The organism is Mycolicibacterium arenosum (genome assembly GCF_024320865.1).
Taxonomy (GTDB): domain Bacteria; phylum Actinomycetota; class Actinomycetes; order Mycobacteriales; family Mycobacteriaceae; genus Mycobacterium; species Mycobacterium arenosum.
In genome coordinates this window covers 573,972-588,015 of the sequence record NZ_JANDBD010000004.1, presented here as the reverse complement: position 1 = coordinate 588,015, position 14,044 = coordinate 573,972, and the positions used below count along the sequence as shown (strand labels likewise).

At 67.8% G+C, this 14,044-nt stretch carries 18 protein-coding genes; 6 read left to right on the top strand and 12 right to left on the bottom strand.

Annotated elements, in window-relative coordinates; translation table 11 throughout:
• Positions 1-669, bottom strand: coding sequence for a transcriptional repressor LexA (lexA, locus tag NM203_RS13010; RefSeq protein ID WP_255060341.1), 669 nt, complete (start codon positions 667-669; stop codon positions 1-3).
• 191 nt (positions 670-860) lie between these two features.
• Here lexA and NM203_RS13005 point away from each other — a divergent pair, with 191 nt between their 5' ends.
• Both NM203_RS13005 and nrdR read left to right on the top strand, forming a co-directional pair.
• Positions 861-1,316: a LysM peptidoglycan-binding domain-containing protein gene (locus tag NM203_RS13005; RefSeq protein ID WP_255060340.1), complete on the top strand. Its 456-nt coding sequence runs from the start codon at positions 861-863 to the stop codon at positions 1,314-1,316.
• A gap of 87 nt (positions 1,317-1,403) precedes the next feature.
• The gene (gene nrdR / locus NM203_RS13000; RefSeq protein WP_255060339.1) at positions 1,404-1,868 is read left to right on the top strand and encodes a transcriptional regulator NrdR; all 465 of its coding nucleotides are present in this window, start codon (positions 1,404-1,406) and stop codon (positions 1,866-1,868) included.
• A gap of 9 nt (positions 1,869-1,877) precedes the next feature.
• On the opposite strand, the gene NM203_RS12995 is transcribed toward nrdR, so the two are convergent.
• The 3 genes from NM203_RS12995 to NM203_RS12985 are packed head-to-tail and all read right to left on the bottom strand — an operon-like array spanning position 1,878 to position 4,612.
• Positions 1,878-2,564, bottom strand: a complete 687-nt coding sequence (locus NM203_RS12995) for a PhzF family protein (RefSeq protein ID WP_255060338.1) — start codon at positions 2,562-2,564, stop codon at positions 1,878-1,880.
• Between the two features lie 16 nt (positions 2,565-2,580).
• Entirely contained in the window at positions 2,581-3,603 is a 1,023-nt protein-coding gene (locus NM203_RS12990) for an alpha/beta fold hydrolase (RefSeq protein WP_255060337.1), read from the bottom strand.
• 31 nt (positions 3,604-3,634) lie between these two features.
• Complete coding sequence (locus NM203_RS12985; protein ID WP_255060336.1) at positions 3,635-4,612, bottom strand: proteasome assembly chaperone family protein; 978 nt, start codon at positions 4,610-4,612, stop codon at positions 3,635-3,637.
• A gap of 143 nt (positions 4,613-4,755) precedes the next feature.
• Here NM203_RS12985 and NM203_RS12980 point away from each other — a divergent pair, with 143 nt between their 5' ends.
• On the top strand, positions 4,756-5,547 hold the full coding sequence (locus NM203_RS12980) for a trypsin-like serine peptidase (RefSeq protein ID WP_255060335.1): 792 nt from the start codon (positions 4,756-4,758) through the stop codon (positions 5,545-5,547).
• Here NM203_RS12980 and sthA read toward each other — a convergent pair.
• Positions 5,544-6,959: a Si-specific NAD(P)(+) transhydrogenase gene (gene sthA / locus NM203_RS12975; protein WP_255060334.1), complete on the bottom strand. Its 1,416-nt coding sequence runs from the start codon at positions 6,957-6,959 to the stop codon at positions 5,544-5,546. The two genes, NM203_RS12980 and sthA, sit on opposite strands and share 4 nt — an antisense overlap.
• A 152-nt stretch (positions 6,960-7,111) precedes the next feature.
• On the opposite strand from sthA, the gene NM203_RS12970 reads away from it, so the two are divergent.
• Positions 7,112-8,152 carry a DUF4192 domain-containing protein gene (locus tag NM203_RS12970; protein WP_255060333.1) on the top strand — a complete coding sequence of 347 codons (1,041 nt, stop codon included), beginning with the start codon at positions 7,112-7,114 and terminating at the stop codon, positions 8,150-8,152.
• Here NM203_RS12970 and NM203_RS12965 read toward each other — a convergent pair.
• The 3 genes from NM203_RS12965 to NM203_RS12955 form a co-directional block, all read right to left on the bottom strand.
• Positions 8,149-8,838: an iron-dependent transcriptional repressor DtxR gene (locus NM203_RS12965; RefSeq protein WP_255060332.1), complete on the bottom strand. Its 690-nt coding sequence runs from the start codon at positions 8,836-8,838 to the stop codon at positions 8,149-8,151. The genes NM203_RS12970 and NM203_RS12965 overlap by 4 nt on opposite strands.
• Before the next feature lie 162 nt (positions 8,839-9,000).
• Complete coding sequence (locus NM203_RS12960) at positions 9,001-9,960, bottom strand: sigma-70 family RNA polymerase sigma factor (protein WP_255060331.1); 960 nt, start codon at positions 9,958-9,960, stop codon at positions 9,001-9,003.
• Between the two features lie 150 nt (positions 9,961-10,110).
• The gene (locus tag NM203_RS12955; protein WP_255060329.1) at positions 10,111-10,521 is read right to left on the bottom strand and encodes a DUF3099 domain-containing protein; all 411 of its coding nucleotides are present in this window, start codon (positions 10,519-10,521) and stop codon (positions 10,111-10,113) included.
• A gap of 77 nt (positions 10,522-10,598) precedes the next feature.
• Here NM203_RS12955 and NM203_RS12950 point away from each other — a divergent pair, with 77 nt between their 5' ends.
• Complete coding sequence (locus NM203_RS12950; protein ID WP_255060328.1) at positions 10,599-10,835, top strand: DUF3039 domain-containing protein; 237 nt, start codon at positions 10,599-10,601, stop codon at positions 10,833-10,835.
• Here the strand turns inward: NM203_RS12950 and NM203_RS12945 are convergent.
• A complete protein-coding gene (locus tag NM203_RS12945) occupies positions 10,825-11,823 on the bottom strand; it encodes a YihY/virulence factor BrkB family protein (protein ID WP_255060327.1) in 999 nt (332 codons plus the stop codon). The genes NM203_RS12950 and NM203_RS12945 overlap by 11 nt on opposite strands.
• 64 nt (positions 11,824-11,887) lie before the next feature.
• Positions 11,888-12,079, bottom strand: coding sequence for a DUF7455 domain-containing protein (locus NM203_RS12940; RefSeq protein WP_255060326.1), 192 nt, complete (start codon positions 12,077-12,079; stop codon positions 11,888-11,890).
• Positions 12,080-12,223: 144 nt separating this feature from the next.
• On the opposite strand from NM203_RS12940, the gene NM203_RS12935 reads away from it, so the two are divergent.
• Positions 12,224-12,595, top strand: coding sequence for a DUF952 domain-containing protein (locus NM203_RS12935; RefSeq protein ID WP_255060324.1), 372 nt, complete (start codon positions 12,224-12,226; stop codon positions 12,593-12,595).
• Here the strand turns inward: NM203_RS12935 and NM203_RS12930 are convergent.
• Together NM203_RS12930 and NM203_RS12925 are read right to left on the bottom strand one after the other, a co-directional pair.
• Complete coding sequence (locus tag NM203_RS12930) at positions 12,580-12,945, bottom strand: RidA family protein (RefSeq protein ID WP_255060323.1); 366 nt, start codon at positions 12,943-12,945, stop codon at positions 12,580-12,582. The genes NM203_RS12935 and NM203_RS12930 overlap by 16 nt on opposite strands.
• Positions 12,946-12,949: 4 nt before the next feature.
• Positions 12,950-14,041 carry a methyltransferase gene (locus NM203_RS12925; protein WP_255060321.1) on the bottom strand — a complete coding sequence of 364 codons (1,092 nt, stop codon included), beginning with the start codon at positions 14,039-14,041 and terminating at the stop codon, positions 12,950-12,952.
• Positions 14,042-14,044 lie beyond the last annotated feature (3 nt).

Sequence of the window (14,044 nt, the reverse complement as noted above, 5' to 3'; positions counted from 1 at the left end):
TCAGACCTTGCGGATGACGGTGACGACCTTCCCGAGGACCGCCGCGTCATTGCCGGGGATCGGATCGAACAGCGGGTTGTGCGGCATCAGCCACACCTGGCCGCGGGTGCGCTTGAAGGTCTTCACGGTGGCCTCGCCGTCGATCATCGCCGCGACGATGTCGCCGTTGTCGGCCACGTTCTGCTGGCGCACGACCACCCAGTCGCCGTCGCAGATCGCGGCGTCGATCATCGACTCGCCGACGACCTTCAGCAGGAACAGCGAGCCCTCGCCGACGAGTTCACGCGGCAGGGGGAAGACGTCCTCGACGGCCTCCTCCGCCAGGATCGGGCCGCCCGCGGCGATGCGTCCGAGCACCGGCACGTACGTGGGCTCGGGTAGCGCGTCGGACCCGACGACGTCGGTGGTGACGGCCGCGGCCACGTCCTCGGCGGTGCGCACGTCGACCGCACGCGGCCTGTTCGGGTCGCGGCGCAGATAGCCCTTGCGCTCGAGTGTGCGCAGTTGGTGGGCGACCGAGGACGTGGAGGTCAGGCCGACCGCGTCGCCGATCTCGCGGATGCTCGGCGGATAACCGCGGGTGGTGACCGAGGTGCGAATGACCTCGAGGATGGTGCGCTGTCGTTCGGTCAGGCTCGCGTCGCGCGGTGTGCCGTCCGTGTCGCTCATGGCGGCGAATCTAGTCGCATCCCGACCATTAATCAAACATGTGTTCGAGGCGTGTCGTGCGCCGGTTTTCTGTCGGTGGCCCGAGATAGCGTTTGCAACAGTTCGATCACATGTTCTATTCATCGAACACGTGAGCGATTACAGTTTCGAACACAGGAGCGAAAGCCGCTTCCTCGAGGAAGGCCAAGGACATGACGATCATCACCCGCGAAACCCCTACCGACCTGGTCGTTCGCCCGGCTCGGCCACGCCCCGACGTGCGTCGGCGGCCCCGCGCCCACCGCCCACAGGGAGCGGCGATGCCGCACCGCGGCACCGGCGTCCTGATGTCGCGCGCCTCGCACCGCAGGCGGCCCCTGACCCCGGCGAGCACCGTGGTCCTCGCTCTCGTCGCGGCGGCCATCACCGTGTGGCTCGGACTGGTCGCACAGCTCGGCGAGACCACCGGATCGGCCGAGACGCCGGCCGCGGTGCCCACCAGGCTCGCGGTGGTGCAGGTGCAGACGGGGGAGACGCTGCAGCAGCTCGCCCAGCGGATCGCGCCGGACGCGCCGGCCGGCGCGATGGTGGATGAGATCCGCGAGCTCAACAAGCTCGACACGTCCGCCGTCGCCGCCGGGCAGACGCTGATCGCACCGGTCGGCTGACGCTCGACCATGCGCCGTGAATCGTGCTCCCGTGCGACGGTACGCTCGTATGCGACCCAGGTAGGCGCGCGCGGCGAAGGAGCGGTGATGCACTGTCCCTTCTGTCGCCATCCCGATTCCCGAGTGGTCGACTCCCGCGAGGCCGATGAGGGCCAGGCGATCCGCCGGCGCCGGTCGTGTCCGGAATGCGGGCGTCGCTTCACCACGGTGGAAACGGCGGTGCTCGCGGTTGTCAAACGCAGCGGCGCCACTGAGCCGTTCAGCCGCGAGAAGGTCATCAAGGGCGTGCGCCGGGCGTGCCAGGGTCGCGCCGTCGACGACGACGCGCTGATGCTGCTCGCCCAGCAGGTCGAGGACGCGGTGCGTGCCGCCGGTTCTCCCGAGGTGCCGAGCAACGAAGTCGGTCTCGCCATCCTCGGCCCGTTGCGGGATCTCGACGAGGTCGCCTACCTGCGCTTCGCGTCGGTGTACCGGTCGTTCTCCTCGGCCGACGACTTCGAGCGCGAGATCGAGGCGCTGCGCGCCCACCGCCGGATCCCGACCAACGGCTGACCCGCCGTCTCAGACGAGGCGCCGCACCCCGTCGTCGACGACGCGGCCGGCCACCGTCACCCAGCCCTGCGGGTCCCAACGGGCGATCAGCTGTGAACCCCTGCCCTGGGTGATGTCCAGGTCGCGACCCAGGTGCGCGGCGATCCGCACCGCACCCGCACCGGTCGCCTCGTCCTCCCGAATACCCAAGTGGCTCGCGAAGAGTCGCGACCGGATCGTTCCCGCGTCACGGTCGATCCAGGCCCACACGTAGTGCTCGACGTCATCGCCGTAGGCGTCGGGATCCGCGGCGAGCACCTCATCGACGGAGTCGAACTCGTAGATCCCGAAGTCCGGGGCCCACTCGGCGCGCGCCCTGATGAACGTGAACTCGTCGCCGTGCTCGACCGCCACCGCGCCGGCGGGTACCTGCAGCGTCGCGACGGTCGTGCCGCGCTGCTTCAGCCACCACGCCGCGCCGACGGTGGGGTGTCCGGCGAAGGGCAGTTCAGTGGTCGGCGTGAAGATGTGCGCTCCTGCGCTGTCGGCACCGGTCGCCGGGATCTCGATGAAAATCGTTTCGCTGTAACCGAGTTCGGCGGCGACGGCCTGCCGGTCGGCGGGCGCCACCAGTCGTGCGTCGACCACTCCCAGCGGATTGCCGTGGTTGCCCTCGGCGTCGGTGAACACCCGCAGCACGCTGACATCGACGGCCATGCCCGAATGCTATCGGTCAGGTGGCGCTGCGCTCGTCGTGGCCCATCGCGTCGAGGACCGCGACCCTGGTGTCGATGGGACCGGACAGCGTTCCCTCGTTGGTGCCGCTGCGGAGCAGGCTGCGCAGCATGTCCTGGTCGTACACCGCGGGCTCGGTGGAGTCGATGAACTTCTCGACCAGCTCGCAGAACCGCTCCGGATCGTCGCGGAACGGGAAATGGCCGGAGCCCTCGAATATCTCGAGCTGGGAGCCGGGCATGGCCGCGTGCGCCATGAGGGCGTGCGCCATGGGGATCACCGAGTCGCACTCGCCCCAGATGAGCTGCACGGGAACGGATTCCGTCAGATAACATCGGTCGAGCATCGTGACGACCTGGCCGCGCCAGTCCACCACGGCGCGCAACGTGCGCGCGAAGGCCGACGAGGCCGTCGGCTCGGGCAGGGCCTCGAGGATGCGCAGCGCCTCCGGGATGTCGCGGCCGAGGCCGGTCTGCCCGAACACCGCGCCGCCGACCCGCCCGAACAGTTGCAGGGCGGGCAGGATCAGCGGTAGGCGCAGCAGAGCCAGCGCCTCGCTGCCCAGCGGCATCGACGCGATGCGCAGCGCGACGTTGACGTCCTTGGTCACGCCCCCCGCACCGACGAGGATCAGCCGATCCACCAGTTGCGGGAACTGGTACGCGAACTGCATGGCGACGCCGCCGCCCAGCGAGTGGCCGACGACGGTCACCCGCTCGATGTCGAGGACGCTCAGCAAGTCGCGCATGCCGTTGGCGTACGCCGCGACCGAGTAGTCGGCGCGCGGTTTATCGGACTGTCCGTGACCGAGCAGATCGGGGGCGATCACGGTGTAGCGCTGCGCGAGCTTGCTCTGGACGACGTCCCACGTCGTCGAGTTGTCGCCGATGCCGTGGATCAACAGGATCGCCGGTCCCGTGCCCGCGATGCGAAAGGCCCGTCGATAGCCGTGGATGGTCTGGAACCGCAGCGTGGGCGTGACCTCGCGCACCGTACGCAGGTTGGGCTTGCGCTTCGTCATGATGGCCGACTCCTCGCCGCCGTCGGACCGGTTACGACGGAGGCGTACCGCCGTCGTCGCCGGTGGGCTCGTCGCCGGTCTGCTGGGCGAGAAATTCCTCGAACTGGGCGCCGAGTTCCTCCCCGCTGGGCAGGTCCTCGTCACGCGCCAGCAAGCTGCGGTTCTCCTGAGCGGCGACGAACGCATCGTACTGGCGCTCAAGCGCCGTCACCACTTGAGCGACCTCCGGGCTGGACTCCACCTGCTCGTTGATCTTGTCGTGCACCTCGGCTCCGGCACTGGTCAGAGCGTTGAGCGGCAGATCGAGCGCGGCCGTGCGGGCCACCTGAGCCAGCAACGCCTCGGCAGCGGGCGGGTAGTCCGTCTGCGCCAGGTAGTGCGGCACGTGGACGGTGAAGCCGACGGCTTCGTGCCCGTGCTGTGCGAACCGGTACTCCAGCAGGTTCGACACGCTCGCGGGCACCTGCACCTCGCCCACCCACGGCTCGTGGTCGGCGATCAGGTCCTTGTTCGTGGAATGGGCCGTCATCGTGATCGGCCGGGTGTGCGGCACGGCCATCGGGATGGTGCCCAGTCCGATGGTCTGACGGACCCCCAGCCGCTCCGCGAGCAGTCGGACGGCGGTGATGAACCGCTCCCACCGCAGATCGGGTTCCAGACCGGCTAGCAGCAGAAACGGCGTGCCCACGCTGTCGTGCAGGGCGTACAGATTCAGCTGCGGATCGTCGTAGCCCGTGAAGTGGTCGGTCTTGAACGTCATCAGCGGTCTGCGCGACCGGTAGTCCAGCAGGTCGTCGATGGCGAACGACGCGACCAACTCGGTGTCCAGGGTGTCCTTGAGTTGGGCGGCGGCGAGTTTGATGGCGTGGCCGGCGTCGGAGAACCCCTCGAGGGCGTGGATCATCACCGGCCCGCGACCGTCGGCAGCGGACAGCTGCGGGGCGGGGAACTCCAGCTCGTACATCCCGCTCTGGTCGGGCTGGTAGTGCTGTTCTGGGTTGTCGGCCATGCGCTTGCCTCCTCGTGAGCTCCAGTGTCCCGTATCGCGGCGGGATTGCCGCTACAGGGGCGTTGAACCGTGTGAACGGGATTCCGGTGGTCCCGCATTCCGCGCAGTGCCCGTCTTGTCGGGTTCGGGCAGGATCGATCCTGATGAGTATCGCGAGGAGGTTGCCGGCGGCCGTGCTGACGGTGCTGGTCGCCGCGTGCTCGGGCCCCGCACCGACCCGAGCGCCGACCGCTGTGGGTCCGGCCGCCGAGGCGTCGCCGTCGGACGAGTCGACAGCGGAGGAGATCGCGCCCGATCCGAGGATCGGTGCCGTGTTCGCGGGTGGGCAGACGCTGCACGTGTGCAGCGGTTCGGTGCTCGATACGCCGGCAGGCGACCTCATCCTCACCGCCGCGCACTGCCTCGCCGACGGCGTGGATACCTACTTCGTTCCCGGTTTCGCCGACGACTCGGGCGCCGACGACTTCTGGACCGTCGACGAGGTGTACCTGGATCCGCGGTGGGTAGAGGGCCGAGATCCGTTGGTGGACTTCGCCATTGCGCGTGTCAGTCGGGACGGCGGAGGACGGATCGAAGACCGAGTCGGCACCGGGCTCTCGCTGGGGGAGGCGCCGCCGACCGGCACCGAGGTGACGGTGCACGGCTATGCGTTCGGCGTCGGCGGCGACCAACTGGGCTGCCGCGCGCACACCACGATGCACGGGGTGTTCCCCGAACTCCCGTGCGCGGGGTTGGTCGCCGGCACCAGCGGGTCGCCGTGGGTGGCCGGATCCGCCACCGTCACCGGCGTCGTCGGCGGCCTCGAGGGGGGCGGCTGCGACGAGAACGTGTCGTACTCGGCGCCGTTCGACTCCCGCGTCCGGCAGGTGCTGGCCCGTGCCGAGCAGGGCGGCCACGGCGATACCGCGCCGACGGTGTTCGACGACGACTGCTAGGCCCTGAACTGGTTCAGCGCCCGCAACTTGTTCATCACGTCCAGTGCTGCGACCTTGTAGGCCTCCGAGAACGTCGGATAGTTGAACACGGCGTCGACCAGGTACTCGACCGTGCCACCGCAGCCCATGACGGCCTGCCCGATGTGCACCATCTCGGTGGCGTTGGTGCCGAAGATGTGGACGCCGAGCAGCCGCAGATCCTCTGTGGACACCAGCAGCTTCAGCATGCCGTACGAGTCGCCCGCGATCTGGCCGCGCGCCAGCTCGCGGTACCGCGAGACGCCGACCTCGTAGGGGATCGAGTCCTTGGTGAGGTCGACCTCGGTGGCGCCGACGTAGGACACCTCGGGGATGGAGTAGATCCCGATCGGCTGGAGTTCCGTCATGCCCTTACAGGGTTCGCCGAAGGCGTGGTAGGCGGCGAGTCTGCCCTGGTCCATCGACGTCGCCGCCAGAGCGGGGAAGCCGATGACGTCGCCGACGGCGTAGATGTGGTCGACCTTGGTCTGGTAGTCGTCGTCGACGAAGATGCGGCCGCGGTTGTCGGCCTCCAGCCCCGCGTTGGCCAGATCCAGGTGTGCGGTCTGGCCCTGGCGCCCGGCGGAGTACATCACCGTCTCCGCTGGAATCTGCTTGCCGCTGGCCAAAGTCGTTACGGTGCCGGATGATCCGACGTCGACGGCGGTGACCTCTTCGCCGAAGCGGAACGTGACCGCGAGATCGCGCAGGTGGAATTTCAGCGCCTCGATGATCTCGGGGTCGCAGAACTCGAGCATGTTGTCCCGCTTCTCGACCACGGTCACCTTGGTTCCGAGTGCGGCGAACATCGACGCGTACTCGATGCCGATGACACCCGCGCCGACGACGACCATCGACGTGGGGATGGACCTGAGATCGAGGATGCCGTCGGAGTCGAGTACCCGATCGGTGTCGAACTCGATGCCCACCGGCCGGGCGGGCAGCGTGCCCGTGGCGATGACGATGTAGCGGCCGCTGACCGTGATGCGCTCGGCCCGGTTGGGATCGTCGACGTGGATGGTGTGCTCGTCGATGAAGCGCGCGTGCCCGACGTAGAGCTCGATGCGGTTGCGCATCAGCTGTGAGCGCACCACGTCGATCTCCTTGCCGATGACGTGCTGCGTGCGCGCCAACAGGTCGGCCGGGGTGATCTTCTCCTTGACGCGGTAGCTGGCGCCGTAGAGCTCGCGCTGGCTCATACCGGTGAGGTAGACGACGGCCTCGCGCAGGGTCTTGCTGGGGATGGTTCCCGTGTTGACGCACACGCCGCCGAGCATGCGGCCGCGTTCGATGATCGCGACCGACTTGCCGAGCTTCGCAGCGGCGATCGCAGCCTTCTGGCCGCCCGGCCCTGATCCGATGACGACGAGGTCGTACTCCTGCATGGAACCCATGGAACACAGGTCTACGCCGGTTCGTGTCACCTTGCATGCCGGACGCGTTGACAGCGGATGAACTATCCACAGACGCGAGTTCGTCCACAGGGCGGCGCCGGGGCGGGCGACGCGGGTGTTCGGTGTCTGCGCGCGCTGACAGCGTGCGCCGCATGGACACCTACGACGCGTACCGCCCCTGGCTCGACCATCCCGGCACCCTCATCGCCGCGCTGCCCGCGATGCTCGGCTTCGTCCCCGAGCAGTCGATGGTGCTCGTCACCATGGACCGCAACGGTCTCGGCTGCGCCATGCGGGCCGACCTGTCCGATGACGCCGCGTCCACGGCCAGGCAGATGGCCGAGGTCGCCGCATCCAGCGGCCCGGACCTCGCGGTACTGGTGTTCGTCGACGGGGCCGGTGCGTCCTGCCGGATGTGCAACGACGACTACCGACTGCTCGCCGATGAGGTGACCGCGGTGCTCGACGCGCACGGCGTCGTGCTGTGGGCCGGCCACGTCGTGGACCGGATCGCCGACGGCGGGCGGTGGCACTGCGTCGACGGGTGCGGTCACAGCGGCGTCGTCGACGACCCCGCGGCGTCGCCGCTCGCCGCTGCGGCGGTGCTGGACGGGCGTCGCCTCTACCGCAGGCGCGACGAACTCGTCGAGATCGTCGCCGCCACCGACGCCGACCGCGCACGGGGTCTCGCCGATCTCATCGGGCAAGCCGGCCACGGCGGTGGCGACCGCCCGGCAGCGGCGGCTCGGCGCGATGTCGAACACGTCATCGCCGCGGCCGCTGCACTCGCCGAAGGTGAGACGGTCACCGACGGTGACGTCGCCAGGATCGCGTGCGCGCTGACCGATCCGCGCGTCCGCGACACGCTCTACGCGCTGTGCGTGGGCCGCACCAGCGATCAGGTGGAGGCGCTGTGGTCGATGCTTGCGCGGGTGCTGCCCGTCCCGTGGCGATCGGAAGCGCTTGTGCTGCTCGCTTTCACGGCGTACACCCGCGGTGACGGGCCGCTAGCGGGGGTGTCGCTGGAGGCCGCGCTGCAGGCGAACCCGGACCATCGGATGGCGCGCCTGCTCGATCAGGCGCTGCAGACGGGTATGCGTCCCGAGCGGATTCGCGAACTGGCCCGCACCGGCTACCGGATGGCCAAGCGCATCGGCGTCGAGTTGCCGCCGTTCGGACTGCGAGCCTGCTAGACCTTCTCGACCTTCACGGCGTGCGCCATGTGGTGGGGGAGTTCGACCTGTTCGTGGCCGGGGATTACGATCATCACGCTGCCGTGCTCGGAAACCTGAACGGTCACACGCGCATTCGGCACCACGCCGGCGTCCTTCAAGCGGTAGATCAGATCCGTGTCGCCCTGGACGTGTTCGGTGAGCTGACGCACGCGCACCGCGATCGGGAAGCCGCTCGGCAATTCGGTGAGCCGTACCAGCGTCACGTCGTCATCACCGGTCGACGCGACGCCGAGTTCCGACAGACCGGGGATGGGGTTGCCGAAGGGTGACGTCGTGGGGTTGTCGAGCACCTTCACCAGCCGACGCTCGACGTCCTCGCTCATGACGTGCTCCCAGCGGCAGGCCTCGGCGTGCACTTCCTCCCACGGCAGTCCGATGACGTCGACCAGGAGGCGTTCGGCGAGGCGGTGCTTGCGCATCACCGAGATGGCGAGAGCGCGACCCTTGTCGGTGAGTTGGAGGTGACGGTCACCCGCCACGTGCAGCAGGCCGTCGCGCTCCATCCGAGACACCGTCTGGCTGACCGTCGGACCGCTCTGCTCCAACCGCTCCGCGATGCGGGCACGCAGGGGCACCACGCCCTCTTCCTCGAGGTCGTAGATCGTCCGCAGGTACATCTCGGTGGTATCGATCAGATCGTTCATGGCCGCCCTCCGTCTGGGCCGAGTCTACCGGGGCGAGCGCGCGAACTGGGATGCAACATGGCGTCGCGCCGTGTGATGTCCATCCGCAGCGACACCCGGCCGAAAAGCGACCTGGCCCCCGCCACGGCACGGCGGGGACCAGGTCTTGAAAGGGATTATCGGCTAACTCGCGTACGAGCGCAGCCTGTCAGCGCGGTCGCCCTGGCGAAGTTTCGACATGACCTCGCGTTCGATCTGACGAACACGCTCACGGGACAACCCGAACAGCTTGCCGATCTGGTCGAGCGTGCGCGGCTGGCCGTCGTCCAGGCCGAATCGCAGCCGGATCACCTGCTGCTCACGCTCGTCGAGCGTGGCCAGCACGTGGCGGATGTCGGTGTGCAACAGCTCGGAGATCACGGCGTTCTCCGCGGACATGGCCTCGGCGTCCTCGATGAAGTCGCCCAACGGAGCCTCCTCGTCGCTGCCGACGGGCATGTCGAGGCTGACCGGGTCGCGGCTGTGCGCGAGCAGATCGGTGATCTTCTCGACGGGGATGCCCGACTCCTCGGCCAGTTCCTCGTCGGTGGCTTCGCGACCGAGGTTCTGATGCATCTCGCGCTTGATCCTGGCTAGCTTGTTGACCTGCTCGACCAGGTGGACGGGCAGCCGGATGGTGCGACTCTGGTCGGCCATGCCGCGCGTGATCGCCTGACGGATCCACCACGTCGCGTACGTGGAGAACTTGAACCCCTTCGTGTAGTCGAACTTCTCCATCGCGCGGATCAGACCGAGGTTGCCCTCCTGGATGAGATCGAGCAGCGGCATCCCGCGACCGGTGTAGCGCTTCGCCAGGGACACGACGAGGCGCAGGTTGGCCTCGAGCAGGTGGCGGCGGGCGGCTTCGCCGTCGCGCACCACGGCTGCGAGCTCGCGTTTGCGAGTATCGCCGAGGCGCTTCTTCGTCGCGAGCACGTGGTTGGCGTAAAGGCCTGCTTCGATCCGCTTGGCCAGTTCGACTTCGTCTGCGGCGGTGAGCAACGCGGTTTTGCCGATGCCGTTGAGATACACCCGAACGAGATCGGCGGCCGGGCTCTGGGCGTCCAGATCGCTGTTCTCACGGGTTGCGGTGGCGTTTGCCATTGCGGCCTCCTGATCGGCTGGAACTGTCACTGGCTACAACGCCGGTGACGGTCTGAGAGTTCCCGCGACCGTTCGGTTTCACACCTTCTGACCTGCAGTTTTTTCCCGCCGACCTTAATTTCTGCTGAGAATCGACCAAGAAATCCCAACTCAGGGAACGTCGTACTGCGACGCCGTCGAATCCCGTTGCGGTGTTTCGTACCCACCACGCGATGGCTCGGCTTCGATTGCCGGCCGCTCCGCAGTGGGGAACAGTGGGATGCGCCGTGGCGAATCGAAACGGCGGGGTTCCTCGGCCCGGCGCGGGGGCCGGTCGTTGGCGATCAGAACGGCGATCCAGGGCAGCGGGATGGACGCCACCAGGATGGCCAGCGAGATCAATCCGTTGTGCCAGAGGCCGTACGCGCCGGCGGCCAGCAGCAGCGCCGGGATACGGAAGGACATGATCTTCAGGTACTTGCGGACCCGCTCGCGGTGCTGTTCCTCGTAGGGAACGGCAGCGCGGGTGATGAGCACGGGCCGACCCTCGTCGTCGAAACCCAACTCCTGGCCCTGCTTCATACACCCACTGTTCCACATCTGGGACGGGCCAAACGATCGGGTTTCTTACCGAAGTATGGCCGGGCACAATGAACGTCATGGACACCCAGACCATCGAGCGCACCGACACCGACGAACAGGTCGACGACGGCACGGATGACGACACTCCCAAGGTCTTCCACTACGTCAAGAAGAACAAGATCGCGGAAAGCGCCGTCATGGGCACGCACGTCGTCGCGCTCTGCGGTGAGGTCTTCCCCGTCACCAAGTCCGCGAAGCCGGGATCGCCGGTGTGCCCGGACTGCAAGCGGATCTACGAGTCGCTCAAGAAGTAGCCGCCGGGGCCGGCGGCTCGTCGGTCGTCGGGCTGACGGTCGCCGGTGGCACCGCGGTGCCGTTGCGGGCCTCGTCGGTCTTCTCCTCGATCCACTCCCGGAACCTGCGCGCATGCGTTTCCGGGGCGGGGAACTCCTCCTGAATGGCGGCGTTCAACTCCGCGCCCATCATGATCGCGAAACCGAGGAAGAACGCGTACAGCAGGAACGCGATGGGCGTGGCGAGCGCGCCGTAGGTGTAGCCGGTCTCGGTGATCCACGTCAGGTAGAACCGCAGTCCCAGCGTCGCGATGAGGAACACTGTCGCGGCGAGGACCGCCCCCGCCACCAGCCGATGCGAGGGCAGCGGCTGGGGCAGTGCCACCCGGTAGAGGATCAGGATCACGATCATGAGGCCGAGCACCAGCACCGGGTAGTAGCCGAAGTGCAGCACGTAATCCCAACTGTCGGGCAGGTATTCGGCGATCTTTATCGGGCCCAGTGCGATCAGCGGCGCGGTCGCGATCACGAAGACGAGGCTGATGACGTAGAGGCCCAGCGCGTAGAACCGCTGCCGGACGGGGTGGCGCAACTCGGTCTGATCGTGCGCCTCGACCACCGAGTCCACGAAGGCCGATACCGCTGACGAGCCGGCCCACAGCGAGATGACGAACCCGATCGAGACGACCTCGCCCCGCGCGGTCTGGACGATGTCGCGAATCGTCGGCTCGATGACCTCGTTGACGACGTTGGGGGAGAAGAAGCTGTTGGCCGTGCTGATGATCCGGTCCTCGATCACCGGAAGCGTGTCAGGACCGAATATCGGTGCCACGTAAGCGAGCATGCCGAGCATGCCCAGCAGCAGCGGCGGCAGGGACAGCGCGCACCAGAACGCCGCCGCCGCCGACTCGGAGAAGATCGAGTCGTCCCAACTCTTCCCGAGCGTGCGCTTGAAAAGATGCCAGGCGTGGTGCCGATTCGGCTTGGCGGGCGCTGACTGGTCGGTCATGACCAGACCAGCATTCCCGATGAGTGCCTATTCGGTCGAAAATCCCTGGTGTTCGGTGAGTCCGTCAGGACTCGACCGGGCTGACCTCGATCACGGCTGCGAGTTCGACGAGCTTCGCCTCGTGCTCGTTGGCGTGGTGCTGGCAGAACAGCAACTCCGCGCCGGAGGGGAGCTTCGCACGGACGCGGGCGGCGGCGCCGCAGCGGTCGCAGCGATCAGCCCGTGTCAGTTCAGGACTGGTCAGAGTTGCGTTCATGGCGCCCCCTCCGTTTCTGCTCGTGCGAATCGTTCGTACTTCTACTGTCTCAGACGTTTTTGCTTCTGGCCTTGTTCCCCGGCCGTTCACCGGTGTGTCGTGTCTCACGCGTTACCCCGGTTGCGGGTCGTTCACACTGAGGCGATGATCACAGGCCGTTCCGTGCTGCTTCACCTGTGCACGGTCGACGAATGGCAACAGGCGCAGCAGTCGGGTGAGCGGCGGCCGCCATCGCTCGCGGATGTCGGCTTCGTCCACATGTCATCCCCTCAGCAAGTGCATTTGCCCGCGAACCGGCTCTTCGCCGGCCGTACCGACGTGGTGGTGCTGTGGTGCGACCCCGCCGAGCTCGGTGCCACCGTGCTCTGGGAGCCGGGCGTACCGGGTGATCCGGAGTCGATGGTGTTCCCGCACCTGTACGGCCCACTCCCGCTAGCCGCTGTGATGAGTGTCACGAGCTATCTTCCGGACGCCGACGGAGTGTTTGCCGAGATCGGCGATCAGCCCGCGACGTAAGCGTCGACCTCGATCTCGACGAGCAACTCCGGCGAGATCAACGCCGACACCTCCACCATCGTGGCGACGGGGCGGATGTCACCGAACACCTCGGCGTGGACGTCCGCGACCTTCTCCCAGCTACTGATGTCAGTGACGAACATGCGCGTGCGGACGACGTCGGACAGCGTTGCTCCGGCCTCGACGAGAGCGGCCTCGATGCGGCGTAGCGCCTCCCGCGCTTGCTCAGCGGGGCCGTCGCCGGGTGCGGTCGTGCCCGCCACGACGACGAGCGGCCCGTTGCGCACGGCCCGCACGTACCCGACGCGGTCCTCGAACGGAGATCCCGACGACACGGTGATGCGGCTCATCGCATCATGCTGGCACGGCTTCGACGATCGACATCGGCCCGGTGGTCGCAATGACGCGCGTCTGGCGGAAACCGGCCTGCGACAACAACTTCGCGTATTCGGCGCCGGTTCGCTCACGCCCGCCTGCATGCACCAGCATCTCGAGGTCGAGCAGCAGACCGGGATGGGGCGGGGCGCCCTCGGGCAGCACCAGTTCGAAGAGCAGCAACCTGCCGTCGTCGGCGATCGCCGCGCGCACGTTGCGCAGGATCGCCAGTGCCTTCTCGTCGTCCCAGTCGTGAATCACGGTCTTCATCAGGTAGGTGTCGCCGCCCGCGGGGACTGAGTCGAAGAACGACCCGCCCTCGACGGTGCAGCGCTGCGCCAACCCGGAGGCCTGCACTGCGGAGCGGCCACCGTCGGCCACGGACGGGAGGTCGAAGAGCATGCCGTCGGCGGACGGTGCTGCCTTCAGCACGGCGACCAGCAGGGCGCCGTGGCCGCCGCCGACGTCGACGATCAGGCGGCGATCGGTGAAGTCGTATGCCGGGACGGCAGCCTCGATCGCCATCGCCGACACGCCCGTCATCGCGTCGTTGAAGATCGCGGCGTACTCGGGATTCGTCTCGAGGTACTCGAAGATCTCTGCGCCGCGCTGCTTCTGGACTGCGGTGCGACCCGTCCGCACCGAGTACAGCAGGTCGGACCAGTGCTGCCAGTGCTCGGTGCTGCCCACCATCGCGATCATCGGGGCCATGGAGCCGTCGACGTCCGATCGCAGCATCCGCCCCATTCGAGTGAGGGCGAAGCGGCCGTCCCGGCGCAGCGTGAAGACCCCCTGGCCGGCGAGTGCGCGCATGACGCGGTAGGTCGCCCCCGCGTCCGAGTTCGCGCGCCGAGCCAGTTCGTCGGCGGACAGGGGGCCGTCGGCGAGTTCGTCGGCCAGTCGCAACTTGACGGCGGCGTACAGCGCCTGTGTCACCCAGGCGCCCTGCGCGAGTTCGAGTAGGGCGACGTTGGGCGGCACCGCCGAACGGCGCAGGAATCCGAGTCCTGCGCGCACACGTCCGATCGCGTTCATCAGGCGGGCCGGTGGAGTCTTGGAAAGGGCTGGCATGGT

Bases quoted from the DNA above. Each gene is read 5' to 3' on its own strand.
- lexA (WP_255060341.1), bottom strand. From the start codon at position 669: ATGAGCGACACGGACGGCACACCGCGCGACGCGAGCCTGACCGAACGA.
- NM203_RS13005 (WP_255060340.1), top strand. From the start codon at position 861: ATGACGATCATCACCCGCGAAACCCCTACCGACCTGGTCGTTCGCCCG.
- nrdR (WP_255060339.1), top strand. From the start codon at position 1,404: ATGCACTGTCCCTTCTGTCGCCATCCCGATTCCCGAGTGGTCGACTCC.
- NM203_RS12995 (WP_255060338.1), bottom strand. From the start codon at position 2,564: ATGGCCGTCGATGTCAGCGTGCTGCGGGTGTTCACCGACGCCGAGGGC.
- NM203_RS12990 (WP_255060337.1), bottom strand. From the start codon at position 3,603: ATGACGAAGCGCAAGCCCAACCTGCGTACGGTGCGCGAGGTCACGCCC.
- NM203_RS12985 (WP_255060336.1), bottom strand. From the start codon at position 4,612: ATGGCCGACAACCCAGAACAGCACTACCAGCCCGACCAGAGCGGGATG.
- NM203_RS12980 (WP_255060335.1), top strand. From the start codon at position 4,756: ATGAGTATCGCGAGGAGGTTGCCGGCGGCCGTGCTGACGGTGCTGGTC.
- sthA (WP_255060334.1), bottom strand. From the start codon at position 6,959: ATGGGTTCCATGCAGGAGTACGACCTCGTCGTCATCGGATCAGGGCCG.
- NM203_RS12970 (WP_255060333.1), top strand. From the start codon at position 7,112: ATGGACACCTACGACGCGTACCGCCCCTGGCTCGACCATCCCGGCACC.
- NM203_RS12965 (WP_255060332.1), bottom strand. From the start codon at position 8,838: ATGAACGATCTGATCGATACCACCGAGATGTACCTGCGGACGATCTAC.
- NM203_RS12960 (WP_255060331.1), bottom strand. From the start codon at position 9,960: ATGGCAAACGCCACCGCAACCCGTGAGAACAGCGATCTGGACGCCCAG.
- NM203_RS12955 (WP_255060329.1), bottom strand. From the start codon at position 10,521: ATGAAGCAGGGCCAGGAGTTGGGTTTCGACGACGAGGGTCGGCCCGTG.
- NM203_RS12950 (WP_255060328.1), top strand. From the start codon at position 10,599: ATGGACACCCAGACCATCGAGCGCACCGACACCGACGAACAGGTCGAC.
- NM203_RS12945 (WP_255060327.1), bottom strand. From the start codon at position 11,823: ATGACCGACCAGTCAGCGCCCGCCAAGCCGAATCGGCACCACGCCTGG.
- NM203_RS12940 (WP_255060326.1), bottom strand. From the start codon at position 12,079: ATGAACGCAACTCTGACCAGTCCTGAACTGACACGGGCTGATCGCTGC.
- NM203_RS12935 (WP_255060324.1), top strand. From the start codon at position 12,224: ATGATCACAGGCCGTTCCGTGCTGCTTCACCTGTGCACGGTCGACGAA.
- NM203_RS12930 (WP_255060323.1), bottom strand. From the start codon at position 12,945: ATGAGCCGCATCACCGTGTCGTCGGGATCTCCGTTCGAGGACCGCGTC.
- NM203_RS12925 (WP_255060321.1), bottom strand. From the start codon at position 14,041: ATGCCAGCCCTTTCCAAGACTCCACCGGCCCGCCTGATGAACGCGATC.